Genomic DNA, 24265 nt, shown 5'->3' on the forward strand with positions numbered 1-24265 from the left:
GCTTATTTATTAGATGGTTGACCGGATTTACAGGTAAATTAAGTTAAAACAGGTTAAAAACATTTTTCCTTTTCACCAAATCAATCTCTACTCTTCAATCAAACGTTTTTAACCTAATAAACTACTCACCAAATCAACCCGGTCAACCTTAAATGTTAGTGTTTAAAGTGACGTACGCCGGTAGTAACCATAGCCAGGCCTTTTTCATTGCACATGGCAACCGAAAGCTTGTCATTAATCGATCCGCCCGGTTGTAATATGGCGGTGATCCCGGCTTCGGCAGCCAGTTCGGCACAATCAGGGAAGGGGAAGAAAGCGTCGGACGCCATTACCGCACCGTTCAGATCGAAACCAAAGCTTTGAGCTTTAATAATGGCTTGCTTAAGTGCATCAACCCTTGATGTTTGACCAACGCCACTCGCCATTAGCTGGTTATTTTTAGCAAACACAATGGTGTTTGATTTGGTATGCTTCACAATTTTATTAGCGAAGAACAGGTCTTTCAATTCGGCCTCGGTAGGTGCTTTTTCGGTAACGGTTGTCATTTGGGCCGGGCCTTCAATTACCGCGTCCTTATCCTGCTCAATTACGCCATTCAATAAAGTTTTGAAATGCTTAACAGGCAGTTCAACCGGCTGGCGAACCAACAGGATGCGGTTCTTTTTGCCTGATAGAATCTTTACGGCTTCATCAGTGAAAGCAGGCGCGATCAATACTTCATAAAATATCTTGTCGATCTCAGTAGCTGTTTCAGCGTCGATTTCGGCATTGGCAATAATTACACCGCCAAAGGCAGATACCGGGTCGCAAGCCAAAGCATCGATCCATGCTTCTTTGATAAATGAACGCGAAGCTACACCGCAGGCATTGGTATGCTTAAGGATAGCGATAGTAGGCTCGGTAAACTCATCAATAATAGCAACGGCAGCATCAACATCAACCAGGTTGTTGTATGAAAGCTCTTTGCCGTTCAGTTTGTTGAACATGGCATCAAGGTTACCATAAAAAGTTCCTTTTTGGTGAGGGTTTTCGCCGTAACGTAAAACCTGGCTGGTTTGGATGCTTTGTTTAAATACCGGGAGTGGTTCTGCCTCGTTAAAGTAGTTGAAAATATGTGTATCGTAGTTTGACGATATGTTGAATGCTTTTTGAGCGAATGAACGGCGCTGATCAATTGTGGTAGCACCATCCTGCGTTTTCAGGATATTTTCCAGGCCGGCGTAGTCATCTTTTGAAGCTACGATCACTACATCTTTAAAGTTTTTTGCAGCTGCGCGGATCAAAGAGATCCCACCGATATCGATCTTTTCGATCACATCTTCGGCACCAGCGCCTGATTGTACAGTTTCTTCAAAGGGGTACAGGTCAACAATTACCAAATCAATTTCAGGAATTTCATATTGCTCTAATTGCTGTTTATCTCCATCAAAACTCCTGCGGGCCAAAATACCACCGAAAACCTTAGGGTGCAGGGTTTTAACACGGCCACCAAGGATTGAAGGGTAAGAGGTAAGGTCCTCAACCGGGATCACATTTACCCCTAAATTGCGGATAAAAGTTTCGGTACCTCCGGTTGAATAGATATTTACACCAAGGCGGTTTAACTCATGAATGATGGGCTCTAAGTTATCTTTGTAATAAACAGAAATTAAAGCATTTTTTATTTGAACTGACTGGCTCATGTACACACTGTTTTTTGAGCCGCAAAGGTAGTGATATTTAGTTAATTGGAGGTTGGTTAATTAGAGATTAGTTATTAGCATAGGATCGGTATTTATCCACATCAAAATTTTATAGCAAGCGATATTTAATGTGTATTACCGTGCGTTCGATAGGCTAATTGTTGAGGTATTCATAAATAATTGGTAACTTAGTATATGACTACGGTGATCATTCAATCAAATTCGGAAAAAAAGACCCGCTTGTTGATGCAGTTGGCTGAAGAGCTTGGTCTTTCTGCGCAAACACAAGAAGTTAAGGATTTGGATACAATTGACGTCGCGAGGGGGATTGGAAGAAAAGCAACAAACGAAGAGCTGATTAATTATTTAAATAAAGATCTTGATGAAGAAGCTATCCCGTTAGATAAAGCTTTTTCTAAATATACCCAATAAGCCCATCCTGTATTTTGAACGTTACTATTAAGCCTAAGGCATTAAAGGTTATTGATGCGATTGTTGATTTTGTAGAATCGAAAAATACGCCGGGAAGCGGTGCAAGATTTGCTTTGAAATTCAAGACAGCTATCAAAAGATTAGCTGTACCCGGAGTACAGCATTCTATTTGTAACCATCAGGTTTTAGCTGCTTTCAAATATTCTTGCAGTCATTTCAATGACTGGGTTATAGCCTTTAAAATTGTTGATGGTGAATTGACTGTTTACGAAATTATACACGGGTCATTGTTGTTTTAATAACCCATAAAAGAACTTAGATACCCCCCTAATCACTAAGCAACTCAACTCTTCATTTTCTTTAAAAGCGCTTCAACAACTTTCGGGAAATGGTTATGCTCGAGTTGCTGGCCTTTAAATTTTACGATTTCAAGCGTATCGCCAGGTTCAATTTTAAATTTCGACTGGTGGATGATCTCGCCTTCGTCAAAGTTTTCGTTAACGAAGTGAATGGTGATGCCGCTTTCCTCTTCTCTGTCTTCCAATATTTTGCGGTGTACGTTATCGCCGTACATGCCTTTGCCTCCATATTTGGGTAACAGGGCAGGATGCAGGTTAATGATCTTATTGGGGAATGCTTTTAATAATGATTGTGGCACAAGCCATAAAAAGCCGGCAAGTACAATCAGATCGACCTGTAAGTTTTTTAGCAGACGGATAACACCGTCGGTTTCATAAAACTCATGGCGACTAAAAATATGCGAGGGTACTTCAAAGTTATCAGCACGCTGCAAAACGTAAGCTTGCGGGTTATTGGTAAGTATCAGCACAACTTCGGCATCGGCATTGCGTTTAAAATGCTCCATTAACTTTTGGGCGTTCGAGCCGGAACCTGAAGCGAAAATGGCAATTCTTTTTTTCATCGATAATATCTCTTTCAACGAAGATGAAGCTACAATAGTTTCATCGGGCTGATTGTTTACTTGGCATTGAAACTATTATAATAAAACCATTTTTACAATTAAAAATATTGAAACTATTGGGTGGCAGTTACTTTTTGCCTGATAAACCCGTAGCGCATAATGCGTCGTTTTTTTGTTGCCGAATAGTTTGGTTCAACATCTCCTGTTTCTAATACCAGCGAATAATTACCCAGGGTAACTATTTTAGTGTTTTCAAATGGCTTTGAGGTACCGCCCGATGCTTTGGTGGTATCTTTACAAACCAAATCTGAAGTTAAAAATAATTTATTTGCAGTAAGCGACCAGCGGCCCTTCGCAGTATCTGATCTGCATTGAAAATTAGTGTAGCTGCAGGAATTGTCGGCATTGAAGGTAAAAAGCTGGGTATCCTCGCAAGTTTGGTTTAAGGTATCTAAAGACACCTGGGCATCACCAACATAATTAGTAACGGTTATAGAGGCCAATTGCCAGTTACCTGCTAATAATCCGGGTATATGGCTTAAGTTATCTTTCTTGCATGAATTAACAATCAGTGCAATGCTTATTAAAAACAGGAAAAACAACAGCGGAGTTCTTTTCATTTATTAAAGGCAAAATTATAAAATATGGTTGATTACCTTGCATCAGCATACTGTAATAAACGCTATAAATTAAATTTATTTCAAAACCTATGCGCGTTCCATACCAAAAACTTAAAGCCGAATTTGAAAGGGTACTATTAAGTATTGATTTGCCGCTTGAAAAAGCCCGGCAATGCGCCGCCATTTTTGCCGCCAACAGCAGGGATGGTGTTTACAGTCATGGCCTTAACCGGTTTCCTGCTTTTGTACAAACTGTAAAGGAAGGCTTGTTTAAACCGGATGCGGAAGCTGTAATGGTAAACAATCTGGGCGCAATTGAGCAATGGAACGGCAATTTTGGTCTGGGCATGTTAAACGCAAACAGGTGCATGAGACGGGCTATTGAACTGGCCGGGGAGTACGGCATCGGCTGTGTAGCTATCAAAAATACCAACCACTGGATGCGTGGTGGCACTTATGGATTACAGGCGGCTGATGCCGGATTTATAGGCATCTGTTTTACAAACACCATTGCCAATCTGCCGCCCTGGGGTGGGCTCGACCCGCGGCTTGGTAATAATCCGTTGGTTATAGCGGTGCCGCGTAAGGGTGGGCATATCCTGCTGGACATGGCTATTTCACAATACTCGGTAGGTAAGCTAATGGAAAGCAAATCGCAAAATAAACGTTTGCCATTGCCCGGCGGCTATGATCAAGAAGGGAATTTAAGTACTGATGCCGATGCCATTTTGCAGTCAAAGCGGATGCTGCCCATTGGCTTTTGGAAAGGGTCGGGTTTATCGCTGATGCTTGATCTGCTGGCGACCTTATTAAGCCGCGGAAAATCTACCTCAAAAATCAGCGAACACGAAAAGGAGTGGGGCGTATCGCAAGTGTTTATCTGCCTGAAAACAGGCACTGAGCAAAATGAGCGTTTAATAAATGAAATCCTGGGCTACACCAAAAGCAGCAATCCTGTTGATGGTGAACAGGTTTCATACCCTGGCGAAAATATGCTGAAAACCAGAGAACGAAATTTATTGGAAGGTATTCCGGTTGATGAGGAGATTTGGAAGAGGGTATTGGCGATGTGAACCGATGGATTGACTACTGATAAATTACCCTACCATCATTCCTTCAAATTTTTCCCAAAAGCCATCCCGTGGTACAGGAGCGATAATAGCAACTGGTTCGTTTTTTACCGGATGTACAAAAGTTAACTTGCGTGCATGCAGGCAAATGCTTTTACGCAGGCTGCCGCGGGGATAGCCATATTTATTATCGCCCACAATAGGACAACCCAAAGTTGAAAGCTGTACCCTGATCTGGTGCGGGCGGCCGGTTATCGGGTCTACTTCAATTAAATAATACCCGTTTAGTTCGCCAACTAATTTATAGCTCAGTTCAGATCGTAAGCTACCCTGAACTTCTCGGTCATGGGCTTTGGTTACATTTTTTTGCGAGTTTTTTACCAGCCAATGTACCAGGGTGCCTTCTTCGGGAAATGGTTTTTTGCGCACTACTGCATAATAGGTTTTATGCATTTCGCGGGCTTTAAACATTTTGTTGATCCGGTCGAGTGCTTTACTGGTTTTGGCAAACAGGATCACGCCGCTTACCGGTCTGTCCAGCCGGTGCACTACGCCTAAAAACGCACCGTTGGGCTTGCTGTATTTTTGGGCGATGTATTTTTTTACTTTTTCGTCCAAGGGCTCATCGCCGGTTTCATCAACCTGTACAATGTCTCCTGCGCGTTTATTTATGGCAATAAGATGGTTGTCCTCATAAAGAACATCTTTATCGGTAATATCATTGCTGCTGTAATTAAATTCAGGACGGGCCATTGTGTTTGGTTAATGGTCGATAGTCCATGGTCCATGGCTGTTTAGCAATTTTTTTGCTATGGACTCTCGACCATGGACTATGGACTTTTCTAATACTGTTCCTTCTCGTTAGGGAAACTGTTGCTTTTTACGTCGGAGTTGTAATTTTTGATTGCGTCGTGCATGATATCATACAGGTTGGAGTACTGGCGTAAAAACCGAGGTTTAAAGCCTTTATTAATCCCCAGCATATCATGAATTACCAATACCTGGCCGTCGCAATGCTGACCTGCGCCAATACCTATTGTTGGGATCTGCAGGCTATCGGATACCTCCTGGGCCAGTTTGGCCGGGATCTTTTCCAATACAATACCAAAGCAGCCAAGTTCCTGGAGTTTAAGGGCATCATCACGCAGTTTTTGTGCCTCGGCTTCATGTTTGGCGCGTACGGTGTACGTTCCGAATTTATATATGGATTGCGGTGTAAGGCCAAGGTGCCCCATTACCGGGATGCCGGCGGTTAAGATCCTGCTAACGGATTCGGCAATTTCAACACCTCCTTCAATTTTGACGGCATGCGCCCCGGCTTCCTTCATAATGCGGATAGCTGAGTTCAGCGCTTCCTTTGAGTTGCCTTGGTATGATCCAAAAGGCAGATCGACAACCACCAATGCACGTTTGGCCGCACGTACCACAGATGATGCATGATAGATCATCTGGTCGAGCGTTATAGGCAGCGTAGTTTCGTGACCGGCCATCACATTGGAGGCCGAATCACCAACAAGGATGATATCAGTCCCGGCATCGTCAACTATGGTAGCCATCGAATAGTCATATGCAGTAAGCATAGAGATCTTTTCGCCACGAACCTTCATCTCCTGGATGGTGTTGGTGGTGATACGCTTTATTTCTTTATTTACAGACATTGATAAATGTGTTATCGCAATGCAAAGGTAAGCATGATTTCGGATTTTGGAATTTCGATTTCGGATGTGAGATTTTTTGATTTTGGATTTCGGAATTTCGATTTCGGATTTTTCTATTTTTTGATTTGTTATTTTGATTGGCGGGGAGCGTATTCATTACTAATAAATCCGAAATCCCACATTCGAAATCCGAAATCAAAATAAATCCGAAATCTCACATTCGAAATCCGAAATTATTTTCTACTTTTGCGCCGTGAATCCGGAAGTTCCTTACTTCATTATTTCTATCAGTTTTCACGGGGCTTTGAACCAGGCAATCCGATCATTTAACCCTTTCAATTTTTTTAAGCGATGAATTATTTCACCAAATTACCGGCTATATTGCTGCTTGCCGACGGCACTGTTTTTTACGGTAAAGCTGCGGGCAAAATGGGTACTACCACCGGCGAGATTTGTTTTAATACCGGCATGACCGGCTACCAGGAAATTTTTACCGACCCTTCATACTTTGGGCAAATTATGGTAACCACCAATGCGCACATTGGTAACTACGGTATTGCTAATGAAGAGGTGGAATCGGGTAGGATCCAGATTGCAGGTCTTGTTTGTAAAAATTATAACATTGCCTACAGCCGTAAACAGGCCGATGAATCGATACAGGATTATTTCCAGGAGCAAAATATTGTAGGTATTTCTGATATCGATACCCGTCAGCTTGTTCGTCACATTCGTGATAAAGGCGCTATGAACGCAATCATCTCTTCGGAAATATTGGATCTGGATGAGTTGAAAGCAAAGCTTGACCTGGTACCTTCAATGGATGGCCTTGAGCTTTCATCACAGGTAACAACTACCGAAACTTATACTTTTGGCAGCGAGGATGCTCCTTACCGTGTAGCGGTACTTGATCTTGGTGTAAAGAAAAACATCCTTCGCAATTTTGATTCGCGCGATGTTTACGCCAAAGTGTTCCCGGCAAAAACAACCTACGCCGAAATGGAAAAAGATTTTGCTCCAACAGGTTACTTCATCTCAAATGGCCCCGGCGACCCCGCTGCTATGCCTTACGCAGTTGAAACTGTAAAGGAAATTTTAGCTGCCGATAAGCCAATGTTCGGGATTTGCTTAGGTCACCAGTTATTGGCTTTGGCTAACGATATCCCAACTCAAAAAATGTTTAACGGTCACCGTGGCTTAAACCACCCGGTAAAGAATATCATCATTAACCATTGCGAGGTTACTTCACAAAACCACGGTTTTGGTGTAGTGCCGGAAGCTGTACGCGCTTCGGATAAGGTAGAGATCACCCACGTTAACTTGAACGATCATTCTATCGAAGGTATTCGTGTAAAAGGCAAAAAAGCTTTCTCGGTACAATATCACCCGGAATCGTCACCTGGCCCGCATGATTCAAGGTATTTGTTTGATGACTTTATCAAGCTGATGAAATAAATTTTGATTGTACCTGTACAGATTTTAACTGCGCAGATGCCCGAAAGCCTTTCAATTTAGTTTGGAAGGCTTTTTTATTTTTCATAATTCCTTTCTAAATTAGTTGTTATATCCGCCTGAATTATGAAGAAATCCATTAATCTGCTCCTTACAGCAGAAGAAAAAGCTATTCTCCGGGCTCAAAAAACCAAGATTGCCGATCTCCTTACCTTCGCCCCGGATGAAGTTGCAATGATATTAAATGCAGATGCCGAACGCGCCAGGGAGATAAATGCATTGATTGAATTTCAAAGTATCCCATCATTAGGGATCAATTTTGCGACTGAGCTGATACAGCAAGGCTATTATTCTTTAGAACAATTAAAAGGCAAAGACCCTGTTGAACTGTTTAATGCGTTTGAGCGGCACGTAGGCGCCTGGGCCGATCCATGTGTGGAGGATTCATACCGATTATTATCACACTATATTAAGCATGGTGACACCGGAAAAAGCTGGTGGAATTTTACTGCAGAGCGAAAAGCTTACCGGGCGAAACATGGTTTCCCGGCAAACCGACCGGCTAAGGCATGGTATGAGCTGCCGCAATATCGTAAGGGGAAGGAGTTTGTTGGGAGGTAAGTAATTGAGATGCATTGTATTCAAAAAAGATGTCATTGCGAGCGTAGCGCGGCAATCGCACGGAAGCTTAGCCGCTCTGTATAGCATGCGATTGCCACGTCGCTCCCGGCGCTTTACCCATGCGACTCCTCGCAATGACATCGTTTTTATGTAAAATCAAGCCCACAAAAAAACGCGAATGAGAAAATCATTCGCGTTTTTATTATAAAAACTCAGGCGGATATATCCTGGATTAGTTTAAGTATGATTGCAACAGGTTTGATTTTGAATTGTGACGTAAACGCATCAAAGCCTTGTCTTTCAACTGGCGAACACGCTCACGGGTTAAATCAAATTTTTCACCTATTTCCTCTAATGAGTGAGGTGCATGACCACCAAGGCCAAAGAATAACATCAGTACTTCACGGTCACGTTCGGCAAGGATACCTAACGAGCGTTTAATTTCCTGTGATAATGAATCAGCCATTACTTCAGTATCGGTTGCAGCATCAGAGCTGGCCAATACGTCAAGCAAGGTGTTTTCTTCACCCTGAATAAAAGGCGCGTCCATTGAAATCTGGCGACCAGCATTATTCATCGAATCGGCAATTTTATCAACCGAAATTTCCAGGTTATCTGCAAGTTCTTCGGGAGTTGGCTGCCTTTCATATTCTTGCTCCAGTTTTGAAGCTGCTTTGTGTATCTTGCTCAATGAACCAATCTGGTTCAATGGTAAACGCACAATACGCGATTGCTCGGCAATGGCCGACAGGATTGACTGACGGATCCACCATACGGCATATGAAATAAATTTAAAGCCTTTGGTTTCGTCAAAGCGTTTTGCCGCTTTAATTAAACCAAGGTTTCCTTCGTTTATTAAGTCGCCCAGGGTAAGGCCCTGGTTTTGGTACTGCTTAGCAACCGATACCACAAAGCGAAGGTTTGTTTTTGTCAAACGTTCTAACGCTACCTGGTCGCCCTCACGGATCTTTTGCGCCAGGATCACTTCCTCCTCAGCTGTGATCAAATCTACCTTGCCAATATCATGCAGGTATTTTTCGAGCGATGCCGATTCGCGGTTAGTGATTGATTGGGATATTTTAAGTTGTCTCATTTTTTAATACAGATTATTAAGCTAAAAACGGTTCAATAAGATACATGTGCCGGGTTAAACAACCGGAGGTAAAACAGATTACATTAAACTTTGCTTCCTTCTTTATTTGTGAACCCGGGATAGTATTTATTTAAAACGAGGGTTTGCTACTGATATTATTGCTGTAAGGAGCGAGCGGTTTAAAAGTTTTTTAAATAATGTGCTAACCAATTAAATGTTTAATCAACATATTACCCTATAATGAACAGCACAAAGGTAAGCATTTATTTGCTATTATAGTGTCATTTAAACACCATGAAAATAAGGTTAATGTGAAGATTTTTGAACTTAAACTAATCTTGTTTAGGTTCGGGCGCTTGTTGGGTGTCATCTGTCTTCTGCTCATCATCATCTGTTTTTGTTTTTTTATGGTTTTTGTTCCACTTAATTTTTATTTTACCTTCATCGCCATCGGTGGCGAGGATGTGTAAAACAATGCCTTTCATACGTTTTTTATTACGTTCGGTTTCATCTGCTATTTTGCTATCATTCTTCGGGTTTCGTAGCGGTACATCAAGTGCAATGTTAGTACCCCGCGATAGCGAATAAGTGCCCTCAACGTCCATATTGAGCACGCTGGAGTTAATTTGCATCGGCGCAATTTTAATTTTATCGCCATCAAGATCAAACCGGGCTTTTAAATCGCCAAATGTTATGTTATCGAGATCGCGAAAAGGGAAGGCAAATTTGCCTACGCTTTTTATGGGCGCAAAGTTCACCAATGCACCATCGGTTAAATTAACCTGTGCAAATCCTTTTATTGATTTCGGTACCAGGTCGCCGGTGTTTTTGATCCCGCCTTTAATATCAACCCTTGCCGAAAGAAAACCCCGCAAGTTATCGCTGGTAAAATCCTTGAGACCGAAATTGTTAAACGATGCAAAGAAAGTATTAGTATTTACGTGGTTAATAGTTGTGCTAATTGCAAAATTATTGGTTGGCCCCTGCAGTACCAGGCCGCTTAAACTCAATGATCCTCCCGAACTTTTAAGGCTTACATTGCGCATTTTCATGGTATTGTCGGCCAGTAAAATATCGGCGTTAACGTCTGTCGCCAAAAACTTTTTATAATATACTTTGGCTAAGCGCAGGTGAAGTTCGGCCTGCCCTTTATCAAAGGCGGTATTAAGTTGATTGGTAATTTTGGCATTGGACATCCTTTTGCCCGTTCCGCCGCTGCTTTTACTGCTTTCGTATCCGCGGTTGTTCAGGAAGCCTAAAAACTCGCCAAGATGTATCTGCGGACTGGTGATCTGCCATACAATCAAAATCTTTTGTGGATCGGTATAATACAGGTTGAGGAAATTGCTCACCTTACCCTGCATATACACTACGCTACTGCCATTTTGCAGGCGGATATTATTTATGTAAAGATCTTTATCGGTAAATTTTAAGGCAATGGAGTTGTTTTTGAATACGAGTCCACGGGGGAGGTAATTTACATCTGCATTTTTTATATCTACATTACCGGTAACGAAGGGTTTAGTGAATTTGAAATTTACAATATCGGCTTTATAGGCCAGTTTTAAATCAACAATGCCTTTGGTAAATTTCAGGCTTTCATCGCCAATAACCGGGTTAAGTTTGGTAACGGGAAAGCGCGATCTGAAAATCCCGGTGGCCACCGGTGTATTCAGGTTGTTGATAAATGCGGTATCAATAGTAAATGGAATATTCTTATAGCTGCCGTTAAAATGATAAAGCTTTATAACCGAGTTATCGTCATTTAAACCTTTGCCATTGATATAGTTATTACTGAATACGCCATTAAAACTACAATTTTCAATAGTACCTCCACGGGTTTTCAATATGTTATCTTTTACTTTAGCCGTAACATAAATGGATGGATCGCCGCCGCCGCCAAAGCTTCCCTTCAGGTCGCAGGTAACATCAATTGGCTTTGTAAGATCGAACATTTTGAGGCTTTTGGTAATGTTGGCAGCCAGTAGGTTTGCAGCATCGTTCCACAAAATTTCATCCACTTTGAGGTTGATGGTGAAATCGGTTTCGGGCGATTTAAGATTAAACTGTGCACCTACAGTAAATGGGTTATCGCCAATGTTTAATGTATTGGGAGCTAGGTTAATGACCTGCGATGCATAATCATAACTGATATCAAAATGGCCTTTTAAAAGCCTGTTTTTCATAAAGCTTCCCTTTTTTGTATTGAAGGAAAAGCTATTTGCCATGGTATTTAAGTCGATATCGGCGTTCCACCCTTTAGCAGGATACTCCATTCTACCCTGAATATCGTTAACTGCAAATTTAAACAGTTTGTAAGCATGACGGTCGTCAACAACAAAGTTTACCTTGTTTAACGAAAACCTCCCAATTTGTGTGGAAGAACTGGTTTGTTGCTTTTTCGGATCTTTTTCAACCTTAGGTTTTGCTTTAAATATCGAAGTATTGCTATAACCGGTGCTATCGGTAAACAGGTCAATATCGGCATTGCTGATATCGATTTTATTGATTACCACTTCGCCCTTTAGAAGGGCCGAGGCATTTACGGATACTTCAAGGTCTTTGGCGGTAAGCAATGTATAATGATGTTGCGCCCAGCGGTTATCTTTCAGTACTACATCTTTCAGCTCGACAGACACCCCCGGAAAACCTTTAAATAATGTTGGATCAATAGTGCCGATAGTTAGCGTGCCGTTCAGGTTTTTATTAAGCTCGGAGGTGATCATAGCAATCACCTTGTGTTTATTATTATTAACATAAACAGTAAGGGCAATAAACATAATTATAATTAAACCAACAAGCGCTCCGGCGATCTTTAAGGTTATCTTTAACCATTTCGGCATCTTCAACTAATTTATTGTTAAAGCGTTATGGTTATATAATTGTTTGTATTGTAACATATAATTAACACACGGTATAGGAATAGGTAAATAAATCTGCAATAAGATACAATATTTTAAAGGTATAATCGGCTACATCAGTATCATGGAAACAACTAATAAAATAAAAGTAATTGTCACAGGTGCTACCGGCATGGTAGGCGAGGGTGTATTGCACCAATGCTTATTGAGCGATAAGGTTGAAGCAGTATTAGTTATTAACCGTAAACCCTGCGGTGTAACACATCCTAAACTAAAGGAAATTATACATGCTGATTTTTTTAACCTCAAACCCATTCAGGATCAGTTAGAAGGTTACAATGCCTGCTTTTTTTGTTTAGGCGTTTCATCGGTAGGGATGAGCGAAGAAGCTTATTATAAAGTAACTTACCTGCTCACTATGCACGTGGCCGAAATTTTGAGCCGCATAAATCCGGATATGACCTTTTGTTATGTATCTGGTGCCGGTACTGACAGTACAGAAAAAGGCCGCAGTATGTGGGCCCGGGTAAAAGGCAAAACCGAAAATGATTTGATGAAGCTGCCCTTCAAACAGGTATTCAACTTCAGGCCGGGATTTATGAAAAGCTTTAATGGGGCAAAAAATACATTGCCGTTTTATAAATACATCAGTTGGATGTACCCCATAGGCCGCCTTATTTACCCAAAGGGTTTTATTACGCTGGAGGAAGTTGGCAAAGCCATGATCAATACGGTAAACCGCGGTGCTGGTCGCTGGATATTAGATGGAAAAGATATTGTTGCCATGGCGAATAGCTAATAGCGGGTAATGATATATGGAGGAGGCCATCGTGTAAAACCCGATATATCGTAAATGTTGGGTAGTTGTATTTTGATTAATGTATTGATTAATAGTATTTTGTGTTTTTGGAGCAAGCTTTGAAATGGTACTGTTAACAGTATTATTTATGAAACTTAAACTCCAGCAAAAAATGAACACAAAATTCATGAAAAGCCGCTTAAAAGCACATTTAATAGCGGCGACTATTTTATTAGGCAGCTTGTTTGCCTTTACTTTTAAGGCCGCTGCCCAGGCACAGCCCGTTAAAAACATTGTATTAGTGCACGGGGCTTTTGCCGATGGCTCGGGCTTTAAGGCCGTGTACAATATCCTTACTAAAAAAGGTTATAATGTTACAGTAGTGCAAAATCCGCTTACTTCTTTAAAGGACGACGTTGACGCCGCCAACCGGATCCTGGATAAACAGGATGGCCCGACAGTATTGGTAGGCCACTCTTATGGCGGTACGGTAATTACCGAAGCAGGGAATAATTCAAAAGTGGTAGCATTGGTTTATATAGCCGCTTTTATGCCCGATAAAGGGGAAAATACGATAAAATGGGTACAGTCGGCTCCTCCGGCTCCCGAAAACGGTATTTTGCCGCCGGATGATAAAGGTTTTGTTTACTATGATAAAGCCAAATTTCATGGCGGCTTTGCCGGCGACTTAAGTAAAGCCGAAGCTGACTTTATGTTTGCATCGCAGGGGCCAACTTCTGTTCAGTGTTTTGTTACGCCTGTTGCCGAAGCTGCATGGAAAACCAAACCAAGCTATGCTATAGTGGCCACCGAAGATAAAAGCATTGTGCCCGACGTTGAGCGCACGATGTACAAACGTGCCGGTGCAAAAGTAACAGAGGTAAAAGGCAGCCACGTGATTTTCATTTCGCAGCCCGAGGCCGTTGCCAAAGTCATCATCGACGCGGCAAATGGCGTTAAATAATCAGATAGTTTTTGTTACAGTTTTAAGCGGAATTGGTCATGATTGACTGTTCCGCTTTTTTATTGGTTTGCCGGAAAAGTGTTGTCACAGGGCAAAGATGTTATTTGATTTTCCCAGTGCGCCGGATTCATTTTTAGTAACGGCAATGCTATATACTTTATGAGTAAATTAAACGTTTTACCATCTCAAAACAGCCAATCCGTTGTGCAAACCTTATTTTATATTGTTAAAATAACACTAATTATTGCTTGTCTGAATAGACGTAACGGCAATTTTTTTAACAGGCGCTTGAACTATGTAATGACTTTTTTACAGGCCAAAAGGTTCCTTTAATTAAATAATGCATTTTATCCGAATAAAATTTTAAATAAAATTTTTCTTTGTCAAAAATTAAGTGTTATTTCGACAATAATTATAAATCTTTATATGAGCAATAACCAATTAGTGATCGGGGTTGATTACGGGTCTGACTCCGTGCGCTCCGTGATAGTAAACGCGGCCAACGGAGAAGAAATAGCATCATCAGTATTTAATTATCCCCGCTGGCGCGATGGCAAGTATTGTGTACCTGCCGAAAACCAGTTCCGCCAGCATCCGCAGGATTATATCGACGGACTTAAAGCCACCATTAAAGATTGTATTGCACAGGCCGGCGGTGAAGCCATTGCAAAAAATATAAAAGGCATTTCTGTTGACACCACGGGCTCAACCCCTGTAGCGGTTGATGCTACAGGTACTCCGCTTGCCCTAACCCCGGGTTTTGAAACTAACCCAAATGCCATGTTTGTATTGTGGAAAGACCATACTTCGGTTAAAGAGGCTGCACAGATCAATGAACATGCTACAAAATTTGATACCAATTACTTGAAATATGTTGGCGGCATTTACTCGTCAGAATGGTTTTGGGCTAAGTTGCTGCATGTGCTAAGAGTTGATAAAAGTGTACGTGATGCTGCCGCCTCATGGGTTGAGCATTGCGACTGGGTACCGTTTCTGTTAACCGGTGGTACCGATGTTAAGGCTATCAAACGCGGCCGTTGTTCTGCGGGGCATAAAGCCCTTTGGGCCGAAGAATTTAATGGCCTGCCTCCTGAAGAATTTTTTGTTTCCCTTGATCCGATACTGGCTGGTTTCAGGGATAAATTATATGAAGGTACATACACGGCCGATGAAGCAGCCGGAAACCTCAGCGCGGAGTGGGCGGAGATATTGGGACTCTCAACCGATGTGATTGTAGGTACCGGCGCTTTTGACGCACACATGGGCGCTGTTGGCGGCCAGATTGAGCCTTATCACCTGAGCAAGGTAATGGGCACATCAACCTGCGATATCCTGGTTGCCCCAACATCAGAGATGGAAGGCAAGCTGGTACGCGGTATCTGTGGACAGGTAAATGGCTCGGTTATTCCGGGAATGGCAGGTTTAGAGGCTGGCCAATCGGCTTTTGGCGATACTTATGCCTGGTTTAAAAATATCCTGGCCTGGCCATTGAATAACCTGCTTTCGCAATCGCAGGTAATTGACGCGGCTACTGCTGAAGCGTTGAAAGAGGAGATTTCAGAAATGATCATCCCTGAATTGAGCAGGCAGGCAGCATTGTTACCCATCGAAGAAAGCAATGAGCTGGCTATTGATTGGTTTAATGGACGACGTACACCGGATGCTAACCAGGAATTGAAGGGCGCTATAACCGGTTTAGGTTTGGGCAGCGATGCACCACGGGTATTCCGTGCGCTGGCCGAGGCTACCTGCTTTGGTGCCAAGAGCATTGTTGATCGTTTTATCAGCGAGGGTATCCCGGTTAAAGGGATCATCGGTATCGGCGGGGTAGCAAAAAAATCACCTTTCGTGATGCAAATGATGGCCGATGTTTTGGGAATGCCTATCCGCATTCACCAGTTTAAACATACCTGTGCTTTGGGCGCTGCGATGTTTGCCGCAGTGGTTGCCGGTATCTACCCAACTATTGAAGAAGCTATGACAGCCATGGGCCGCGGCTTTGACGTGGTTTATGAGCCAAACATCGCGCTAAAAGAAGTTTATCAGCAACGCTATAACCAATACAGCATATTGGGCAAGTTTGTAGCTGCCGAAGTTGCTTTGAAAAATAATCCTGAACTGCAAAACGCTTAATAAAGACATGAGTAAATATGATCATATAAGGCTTAGTGCCTATAATGCCAATATGCAGCTGCCCAAACTGGGCCTCGTGCTGTTCACTTTTGGTAACGTAAGCGCCGCCGACAGGGAATTAGGTGTATTCGCCATTAAACCAAGCGGTGTACCTTACGAGGATTTGTCGCCGGAGAAAATGGTGATCGTTGACTTTGATGGTAATACCGTTGAAGGTGACCTTCGCCCGTCAAGTGACACCAAAACACACGCCGTACTTTATAAACACTGGGAAGGCATCAACGGTATTGTGCATACGCACTCTACCTACGGCACTGCCTGGGCACAATCGCAACGAGATATCCCGATCTTCGGTACTACCCATGCCGATCATTTAACGGTTGATATCCCTTGTGCACCGCCTATGAATGATGAAATGATTAAAGGCAACTACGAATACCAAACCGGTTTCCAAATCATGGAATGTTTTGAGGAAAAAGGCTTGGATTATAAAGAGGTTGAAATGGTGTTGGTTGGTAACCACGCACCATTTACCTGGGGTAAAACTGCCGAAAAGGCGGTTTACAACAGTGCTGTGCTGGAAGCCGTAGCTCAAATGGCCTACCTTACCGAGCAAATTGACAGAAGCGCCCCCCGTTTAAAAGATGCGCTGATCAAAAAGCATTACGAACGCAAACACGGACCTGATTCATATTACGGACAATAAGTATGGGAAAGATAAAAACGTTTTTGGCTCCCCTCTCGAGAGGGGAATCGCACAGGCTCCGCTTTGTTACTTTTTTCCTGCTGCTTTGTTTTTTTGCCTGTACTCGTTTATCGGCACAGGTGGCAGCTACACCGCCAATGGGCTGGAACAGTTATAACTGTTTTGGTTCGGCAGTACATGAAGATGAAGTAAAAGCTAATGCCGATTACATGGCCGAGCATCTGAAACAACATGGCTGGGAGTATGTGGTAGTCGACTTTTTATGGTCTTACGATAATCCTCCGGGTAGTAATATCGGCAACCCATTCCAGTTACGTTTACAGGATGGCTCATATGTGCCATGGTTAACTATGGATAAATGGGGCCGCCTTACGCCGCAGCCTACTAAATTCCCTTCGGCTTTTGGCGGTAATGGTTTTAAACCGCTGGGCGATTATATCCACAGCAAAGGTTTAAAATTTGGCATCCACGTTATGCGCGGAATCCCGAGGCAAGCGGTTTGGTCAAAATCGCCGGTAAAAGGTACTAATGGCATTACTGCCGATATGGTAGCCGATACCAACTCAAAATGCCCATGGATGAACCACATGTATGGCTTGGACATGAAAAAGCCCGGTGCACAGGAATACCTGAATTCGCTGCTGGAGCTTTATGCTTCATGGGGAGTTGACTTTATTAAGGTAGATGACCTTTCGCGCCCGTACAGTAGTGCCGAGGTTGAAGGTTACCAAAAAGCCATTCAGCAATGCGGCAGGCCAGTTGTATTAAGCTTATCACCCGGTGAAACCCCGGTTGCGCAAGCGGCTCATGCTACCAAATATGCCAATATGTGGCGCATGGCCGATGACTTTTGGGATAACTGGAAAGAGATCCTTCATATGTTTGAATATGCTAAAAGCTGGGAAGGCGTAAGTGGCCCCGGTCACTGGCCCGATTGTGATATGATCCAGATCGGTAAGCTAAGTAAACGCGGCCCGGTAGGGCAGGAGCGCTTCAGCCGCTTTACCGAGGACGAGGAATATACCCACATGACCTTCTGGAGCATCTTCCGTTCGCCGCTGATGATAGGTGGCAACATGCCCGAAAACCGCGATTTTGAGCTGAAACTTTTTACCAACGATGAAGTAATTGCAGTAAATCAAAAAGGATCGAATCCTAAGCAGTTATACAAAAAAGATGGCGCCATGATCTGGTATTCGCAGATCCCCGGCAGCAAGGATATTTATGCCGCCTTTTTCAATATTGGCGATGATGACAAATCTGTATCCCTCAATTTCAAGGAACTGGGACTGAAAGGCAAAGTAACTGTACGTGACCTGTGGAAGAAACAGGATGTTGGCCAGTACAGCTCAGGTTATCAGCAAAAAATAAATAAACACGGTGCAGCATTATTCAGGCTGTCGCCAAAAACTAAACCAATTCACTAAATCACTCATTCGCTAAATCAATAATTAATTATAATGATCGATCTGAAAACATTTGAAATATGGTTCATAACCGGGAGCCAGAATTTATACGGAGAAGAAACACTGAAAAAAGTTGCCGAGCACTCGCAGGAAATTGCTAAAGGTATTGATGGCGCTGCCAATATCCCCGTGCGTGTGGTATATAAACCAGTTGTTAAGTCAACCGAAGAAATTTATAACACTTTGCAGCAGGCTAACGTTGCCGAAAACTGCATCGGTGTTATTGCCTGGATGCATACTTTTTCGCCAGCCAAAATGTGGATCAGGGGCTTAAGCATCCTTAAAAAACCGATGCTGCACCTGCACACCCAGTATAACCGCGATATTCCATGGAGCTCAATAGATATGGACTTCATGAACCTGAACCAAAGCGCCCATGGCGACAGGGAATTCGGCTTCATGGTATCACGCATGCGCATTAACCGTAAAGTAGTTGTTGGTCACTGGCAGGATAGCGAAGTGTTGAAAGACATTGAAAGCTGGAGCCGTGCAGCAGCAGGCTGGTACGATTGGCAAGGTGCCAAATTTGTTCGCTTTGGTGATAACATGCGTTTTGTTGCTGTTACCGATGGCGATAAAGTTGAGGCCGAATTGAAATTTGGTTTCGCTGTAAATACTTATGGTATTGGTGATTTAGTAGCGGTAGTTGACAGTATCAGCGATGCTGAAGTTAAAGCCCTTACCGATGAGTACGAAGCTACTTACACTATGGCCGATGACCTTAAGCAAGGCGGTGCAAGGTATCAATCGGTATATGACGCTGCCAAAATTGAACTTGGCTTACGTAAGTTTTTACAGGACGGCGGCTACAAAGGTTTCAGCGATACGTTTGAAGACCTGCACGGCATGATCCAGTTACCGGGCATTGCTTCACAGCGCTTAATGGCCGATGGTTACGGTTTTGCCGGTGAAGGCGATTGGAAAACTGCTGCCCTGGTACGTGCATTTAAAGTAATGGGTGCTGGTTTGCCGGGCGGTAACGCTTTTATGGAAGATTATACCTATCACTTCGACCCAAACAATGCTTTGGTTTTAGGCTCACACATGCTTGAGGTAGATAGCAGCTTAGCTAATGGCAAAGCAGCGTTAGAAGTACATGCTTTAGGTATTGGTGGCAAGGCCGATCCTGCCCGTTTGGTATTTAACGTAGCCGGCGGTGCTGCGCTTAATGCTTCAATTGTGGATATGGGCAACCGTTTCCGTTTAATTGTTAACGAGGTTGAAGCCATTGAGCCGGTAGAAGACCTCCCAAAACTGCCTGTTGCGAGAGTACTTTGGAAACCACTGCCCGATATGAAAACCGGTTGCGCAGCATGGATCTATGCCGGTGGTGCACACCATACCGCATACAGCCAAAACCTTTCGGCCGAGCTGATCAACGATTTTGCTGATATGGCCGGTATCGAGTTTTTACGCATTGGTAAAGACACCAAGCTTGATCAGTTCAGAAACGAGATCAGGTGGAATGACGCGGCTTATAAATAGCCCCCTCTAAATCTCCCCCTGAAAAGGGAGACTTTAAAAAATATAAAAAGCCGCCGCTCGGCCCCGGCCGAGTGGCGGCAGATGAGGATGACGTAAAAAATAAAATGTCATTGCGAGGAGCGGTAAGGGATTGTGCAAACGGGGCGACGTGGAAATCTCGTAGCAATGTATAGCCGCCTTACAGGGCTAAGAGCATGGCTATTAGATTGCCGTGCTACGCTCGCAATGACATAAGTAATAAAACGCGTTAGGGATAGCAGCGGATACCGGCCAGTGAATAAGGCCTTGTGCAGTATGAGCGGATAGCCCGGCCGCAGGTAACGCCATTGTGAATTTGAGATTTCGGATGTGGGATTTCGGAATTGTCTGAACTCGAATTCATAGAATTAAGGAATTTATTTAGTATGATATTAATTTCTTTATTCCACAGGTTTCGGTTCAAAAAAAATGAGAAGAGTATAAACTTAACCAATGCTTTAAAAAGCCCTCACCCTTTAGGGGAGGGTTGGGAGGGGCGCTAAACTAAATTTTAAACCAAATAATGAACAAATTTTCCACTATCGATTACGTGATCTTCGTAATCTATTTTATTGTAGTTACGAGCTACGGGTACTGGGTATACAGCCGTAAAAAGATCAAAGGCGTATCTGATAGTCACGACTTTTTCCTGGCCGAGGGTTCGCTTACCTGGTGGGCCATTGGTGCTTCGCTAATCGCGTCAAACATATCTGCCGAGCAATTTATAGGCACCAGCGGACAGGGTTTTGCCGTGGGTTTGGCCGTTGCAGCTTACGAATGGGTTGCTGCCATAGCGCTGATCATTGTGGCAGTGTGGTTCATACCGGTATACCTTAAAAACAAGATTTTCACCATGCCGCAGTTTTTACATACTCGGTATAATGAAACGGTAAGTTTTATCATGGCCATTTTCTGGCTGTTGCTGTATGTACTGGTTAACCTAACCTCTATACTTTACCTGGGTGCATTGGCCATTAATAACTTAATGGGCGGCGGATATCTGCATGAGATCATCATCGCATTATCCATTTTCGCGCTGTTCATCACCCTTGGTGGTATGAAAGTTATCGGCTTCACCGATGTTATACAGGTATTGGTACTGGTTGTAGGTGGTTTAGCTACTACTTACATAGCGCTTACTTTGGTGAGTGAGCATTTTGGCTTGGGCAAAGATGCTATGGCGGGCTTAAATAAAATGATGAGCGATGCGCCTGATCACTTTAAAATGATGATGGCTAAACCTAAGCCGGGCGCTCCGCAGGCAGAGATCAACAAATACCTTGCGCTGCCTGGTATTGCCATGTATTTTGCCGGTCAGTGGATCGTGAACCTGAACTACTGGGGTTGTAACCAATACATCACACAAAGGGCTTTGGGTGCTAACCTGAAAACTGCCCGTACAGGGATCCTTTTTGCTGGTTTAATGAAACTGGCTATGCCTGTTATTGTGGTTTTACCGGGTATTGCTGCTTACGTACTGTATAAAAACGGCGGCTTGCAACAGGAAATGGCATCGGGTGGGCACTTCAACTCAGATAATGCTTACTCGGCTATATTGGGCTTTTTACCAACCGGCTTAAAAGGTCTTTCGGTTGCAGCTTTAACTGCTGCTATCGTGGCTTCGCTGGCAGGTAAGGCTAATAGTATCAGTACCATCTTTACGCTTGATATTTACAAAAAACATATCAGCAAAGAAGCCAGTGAAAAGAGTATGGTTAATGTAGGCAGGCTTACTATTTTGGCTGCATTAGTGTTCTCTATCATGCTTACCTGGAAAGATCTTTTAGGCATAGGCGGCGAAGGCGGCTTTACCTTTATCCAGAAATACACCGGCTTTATCAGCCCGGGAATCTTCGCCATTTTCATTTTAGGTTTCTTTTGGAAACGTACCACAGGCGCAGCCGCTATTGCAGGTATTTTGACAGGCTTCGGCATGTCGGTGCTGTTCAATAACTATGCGCCAAAATTGTTTGGTAACGAGACCTTGCTTTATACAGCTTTCCCTAATGGTAAAGGCGGGTTTGAAATTCCGTTCCTGATTTGTATGGGACTGTCGTTCATGTTTACCATTATAGTGATGGTGGCCATTAGCCTGGCCGGTCCGAAAGTTAATCCTAAAGCATTTGAAATTCCGCGTAGTATGTTCAAGGTTGAGAAATCAACCATGGCATTAATTGTAGTTACACTTATCCTGCTTACCATGCTTTATGCAAAATTCTGGTAAGTACAATAATTTATAAAATGAAGTTTTTTATTGACACAGCCAACCTGGCACAAATTAAAGAAGCCCATGACCTGGGTGTATTAGACGGCGTTACCACCAACCCATCATTGATGGCTAAAGAAGGTATTACCGGCCATGAAAATATCATTAACCACTACAAAGCCATTTGCGAAATTACCGATGGCGATGTAAGTGCCGAAGTTATATCAACCACTTTTGACGAGATGGTTGCCGAAGGCGAAGCGCTGGCTGCCCTTCACGAGCGCATTGTGGTAAAGTTGCCCATGATAAAAGATGGCGTAAAAGCTTTAAAATATTTTAAGCAAAAAGGAATTAAAACCAATTGCACGCTGGTGTTTTCAGCGGGTCAGGCCCTGTTGGCGGCTAAGGCTGGTGCTACTTACGTATCACCGTTTATTGGCCGTTTAGATGATATCTCGACGGATGGTTTACAACTGATTGAAGATATCAGGCTGATTTATGATAACTACGGTTATGAAACACAGATCCTGGCAGCTTCGGTACGCCATGCTATGCATATTGTTAACTGCGCTAAGCTTGGGGCCGATGTGATAACCGGTCCGCTGAGTGCTATTACCGCTTTGCTAAAACATCCGCTTACAGATAACGGACTTGCGCAGTTCCTGGCCGACCATGCCAAGGCTGCAGGTGTTTAGTTGAAATATTTGATTTTTGAATAAGAAAGTCCCGCGCGAGGCGGGCTTTTTTAAATTAAATATTTTAAGTGTTTTTTTAACAATTATAAATTAATTTTTATACATTGGTCTCACTGATTCCCAAACCATTAGTTAAACCAATTTATTTGTTCCGGAAATTATAATAGTTAAACGGCAAATGCTTTTAAAAAGCAAGCTAACAACCTCAAATTATGAAGAATAACAAGAATTTATTAATGATGTTAAGCTGTTCGGCAGCGCTTTTTGCGGCTTGTAACGGTAATCCAAAAGCAACTGATTCAACCGTGAAAGATTCGACCTCGGTAACTACCCAGTCAATACCCGATTCGGCCAATTTTGAGGCCGATGTACAGGGGCAAAAAGTGAAACTCTTTACCCTGAAAAATAACAGCGGTGCAACAGTGGCCGTTACCAATTATGGTGGCAGGCTGGTAAGCTTACTGGTACCTGATAAAGACGGTAAGGCTACCGATGTTATTTTAGGTTACGATTCATTGAAAAGCTATCAAAAACCAAAGGAGCCGTATTTCGGCGCCATTATAGGCCGCTATGGTAACCGCATTGCCAAAGGTAAATTTACTCTTGATGGCAAAGCTTACCAGTTGGATATTAACGATGGTGTAAACACCCTGCATGGCGGCTTCAACGGCTTTTATGGAAAGGTGTTTGCGGCTAAGCAACTGAGCGCATCACAACTGGAATTTACCTATATTTCAAAAGATGGCGAAGGTGGTTATCCGGGCAATTTAACTGCAACTGTGGTTTATACCCTGAGCGATGACAACGCGCTTAAGATTGAATATAAAGCAACTACCGACAAAGCTACCGTAGTTAATTTAACTAACCACGCATACTTTAACCTGAATGGTGCAGGTAACCCAACTATTACCGACAATGTGTTGCAAATAAATGCTGATGCATTTTTGCCGGTAGATACCACATTGATCCCCACAGGCAAGCTGCAGCCGGTTAAAGGTACCCCGTTTGATTTTACCACTTCAAAAACCATTGGTAAAGATATTAGCATTGCCGATGAGCAACTGAAAAACGGTAAAGGTTATGATCATAACTTTGTATTGAACAAGCATGACCTTAGTACTCCAATTGCTACTGTTAAGAGTACAGTTACCGGCATTACTATGGAGGTATTCACCGAAGAGCCCGGGTTGCAATTTTACTCAGGCAATTTTTTAACCGGCGAAACCAAAGATGGCAAAGACGGCAAAGCTTACCCTTACCGTTCGGCGTTTTGTTTGGAAACCCAGCATTTTCCTGATGCGCCAAACCAGCCGGCGTTTGCTTCAACCGTGTTAAAGCCAGGGCAAACTTACCATACGGTCACCATTTACAAATTCTCCAAATAA

General features: G+C 43.0%; 21 protein-coding genes. 14 read left to right on the forward strand and 7 right to left on the reverse strand.

The window, feature by feature from the left end:
• Positions 1-155: 155 nt before the first annotated feature.
• Positions 156-1682, reverse strand: coding sequence for a bifunctional phosphoribosylaminoimidazolecarboxamide formyltransferase/IMP cyclohydrolase (gene purH / locus BLS28_RS10275; RefSeq protein ID WP_091165679.1), 1527 nt, complete (start codon positions 1680-1682; stop codon positions 156-158).
• Positions 1683-1877: 195 nt separating this feature from the next.
• On the opposite strand from purH, the gene BLS28_RS10280 reads away from it, so the two are divergent.
• Together BLS28_RS10280 and BLS28_RS10285 are read left to right on the forward strand one after the other, a co-directional pair.
• Complete coding sequence (locus BLS28_RS10280) at positions 1878-2114, forward strand: hypothetical protein (RefSeq protein ID WP_091165682.1); 237 nt, start codon at positions 1878-1880, stop codon at positions 2112-2114.
• Between the two features lie 14 nt (positions 2115-2128).
• On the forward strand, positions 2129-2413 hold the full coding sequence (locus tag BLS28_RS10285; protein ID WP_176844431.1) for a type II toxin-antitoxin system RelE/ParE family toxin: 285 nt from the start codon (positions 2129-2131) through the stop codon (positions 2411-2413).
• A gap of 44 nt (positions 2414-2457) precedes the next feature.
• On the opposite strand, the gene purN is transcribed toward BLS28_RS10285, so the two are convergent.
• Together purN and BLS28_RS10295 are read right to left on the reverse strand one after the other, a co-directional pair.
• Positions 2458-3036 (reverse strand): phosphoribosylglycinamide formyltransferase, encoded by a 579-nt coding sequence (gene purN, locus BLS28_RS10290; RefSeq protein WP_091165687.1) that lies wholly within the window; start codon positions 3034-3036, stop codon positions 2458-2460.
• Positions 3037-3149: 113 nt separating this feature from the next.
• On the reverse strand, positions 3150-3656 hold the full coding sequence (locus BLS28_RS10295) for a lipocalin family protein (protein WP_091165691.1): 507 nt from the start codon (positions 3654-3656) through the stop codon (positions 3150-3152).
• Between the two features lie 89 nt (positions 3657-3745).
• Between BLS28_RS10295 and yiaK the strand changes: the two genes are divergently transcribed.
• Positions 3746-4729 carry a 3-dehydro-L-gulonate 2-dehydrogenase gene (gene yiaK, locus BLS28_RS10300; protein WP_091165694.1) on the forward strand — a complete coding sequence of 328 codons (984 nt, stop codon included), beginning with the start codon at positions 3746-3748 and terminating at the stop codon, positions 4727-4729.
• A gap of 24 nt (positions 4730-4753) precedes the next feature.
• Here yiaK and BLS28_RS10305 read toward each other — a convergent pair whose 3' ends face one another.
• On the reverse strand, positions 4754-5479 hold the full coding sequence (locus BLS28_RS10305; protein ID WP_091165699.1) for an RluA family pseudouridine synthase: 726 nt from the start codon (positions 5477-5479) through the stop codon (positions 4754-4756).
• Between the two features lie 89 nt (positions 5480-5568).
• The gene (gene panB / locus BLS28_RS10310; RefSeq protein WP_091165702.1) at positions 5569-6384 is read right to left on the reverse strand and encodes a 3-methyl-2-oxobutanoate hydroxymethyltransferase; all 816 of its coding nucleotides are present in this window, start codon (positions 6382-6384) and stop codon (positions 5569-5571) included.
• 351 nt (positions 6385-6735) lie between these two features.
• Between panB and carA the strand changes: the two genes are divergently transcribed.
• The gene (gene carA, locus BLS28_RS10315) at positions 6736-7836 is read left to right on the forward strand and encodes a glutamine-hydrolyzing carbamoyl-phosphate synthase small subunit (RefSeq protein WP_091165706.1); all 1101 of its coding nucleotides are present in this window, start codon (positions 6736-6738) and stop codon (positions 7834-7836) included.
• Between the two features lie 123 nt (positions 7837-7959).
• Positions 7960-8454 carry a helix-hairpin-helix domain-containing protein gene (locus BLS28_RS10320; RefSeq protein ID WP_091165709.1) on the forward strand — a complete coding sequence of 165 codons (495 nt, stop codon included), beginning with the start codon at positions 7960-7962 and terminating at the stop codon, positions 8452-8454.
• A gap of 232 nt (positions 8455-8686) precedes the next feature.
• Here BLS28_RS10320 and BLS28_RS10325 read toward each other — a convergent pair whose 3' ends face one another.
• Together BLS28_RS10325 and BLS28_RS10330 are read right to left on the reverse strand one after the other, a co-directional pair.
• Entirely contained in the window at positions 8687-9547 is an 861-nt protein-coding gene (locus BLS28_RS10325) for a sigma-70 family RNA polymerase sigma factor (protein ID WP_091165711.1), read from the reverse strand.
• 332 nt (positions 9548-9879) lie between these two features.
• Positions 9880-12390 (reverse strand): AsmA family protein, encoded by a 2511-nt coding sequence (locus BLS28_RS10330; RefSeq protein ID WP_091165714.1) that lies wholly within the window; start codon positions 12388-12390, stop codon positions 9880-9882.
• A 142-nt stretch (positions 12391-12532) separates the two neighbouring features.
• Here BLS28_RS10330 and BLS28_RS10335 point away from each other — a divergent pair, with 142 nt between their 5' ends.
• From BLS28_RS10335 to BLS28_RS10375, 9 genes are all read left to right on the forward strand, one after another.
• Complete coding sequence (locus tag BLS28_RS10335; protein ID WP_091165716.1) at positions 12533-13207, forward strand: NAD-dependent epimerase/dehydratase family protein; 675 nt, start codon at positions 12533-12535, stop codon at positions 13205-13207.
• Between the two features lie 148 nt (positions 13208-13355).
• Positions 13356-14171, forward strand: coding sequence for an alpha/beta hydrolase (locus tag BLS28_RS10340; protein WP_256337388.1), 816 nt, complete (start codon positions 13356-13358; stop codon positions 14169-14171).
• 426 nt (positions 14172-14597) lie between these two features.
• Positions 14598-16304 (forward strand): ribulokinase, encoded by a 1707-nt coding sequence (locus BLS28_RS10345; RefSeq protein ID WP_091165719.1) that lies wholly within the window; start codon positions 14598-14600, stop codon positions 16302-16304.
• A gap of 7 nt (positions 16305-16311) precedes the next feature.
• On the forward strand, positions 16312-17010 hold the full coding sequence (locus tag BLS28_RS10350) for an L-ribulose-5-phosphate 4-epimerase (RefSeq protein WP_091165722.1): 699 nt from the start codon (positions 16312-16314) through the stop codon (positions 17008-17010).
• Between the two features lie 2 nt (positions 17011-17012).
• The gene (locus BLS28_RS10355) at positions 17013-18437 is read left to right on the forward strand and encodes a glycoside hydrolase family 27 protein (protein ID WP_091165725.1); all 1425 of its coding nucleotides are present in this window, start codon (positions 17013-17015) and stop codon (positions 18435-18437) included.
• A gap of 33 nt (positions 18438-18470) precedes the next feature.
• Positions 18471-19961, forward strand: coding sequence for an L-arabinose isomerase (araA, locus tag BLS28_RS10360; RefSeq protein WP_091165728.1), 1491 nt, complete (start codon positions 18471-18473; stop codon positions 19959-19961).
• Between the two features lie 541 nt (positions 19962-20502).
• Complete coding sequence (locus BLS28_RS10365; RefSeq protein WP_091165733.1) at positions 20503-22203, forward strand: sodium:solute symporter family transporter; 1701 nt, start codon at positions 20503-20505, stop codon at positions 22201-22203.
• Positions 22204-22220: 17 nt separating this feature from the next.
• Positions 22221-22880 carry a fructose-6-phosphate aldolase gene (gene fsa / locus BLS28_RS10370; RefSeq protein WP_090528887.1) on the forward strand — a complete coding sequence of 220 codons (660 nt, stop codon included), beginning with the start codon at positions 22221-22223 and terminating at the stop codon, positions 22878-22880.
• 212 nt (positions 22881-23092) lie between these two features.
• Positions 23093-24265 (forward strand): aldose epimerase family protein, encoded by a 1173-nt coding sequence (locus tag BLS28_RS10375; protein ID WP_256337389.1) that lies wholly within the window; start codon positions 23093-23095, stop codon positions 24263-24265.

The organism is Mucilaginibacter gossypii, from assembly GCF_900100945.1.
Classification (GTDB): domain Bacteria; phylum Bacteroidota; class Bacteroidia; order Sphingobacteriales; family Sphingobacteriaceae; genus Mucilaginibacter; species Mucilaginibacter gossypii.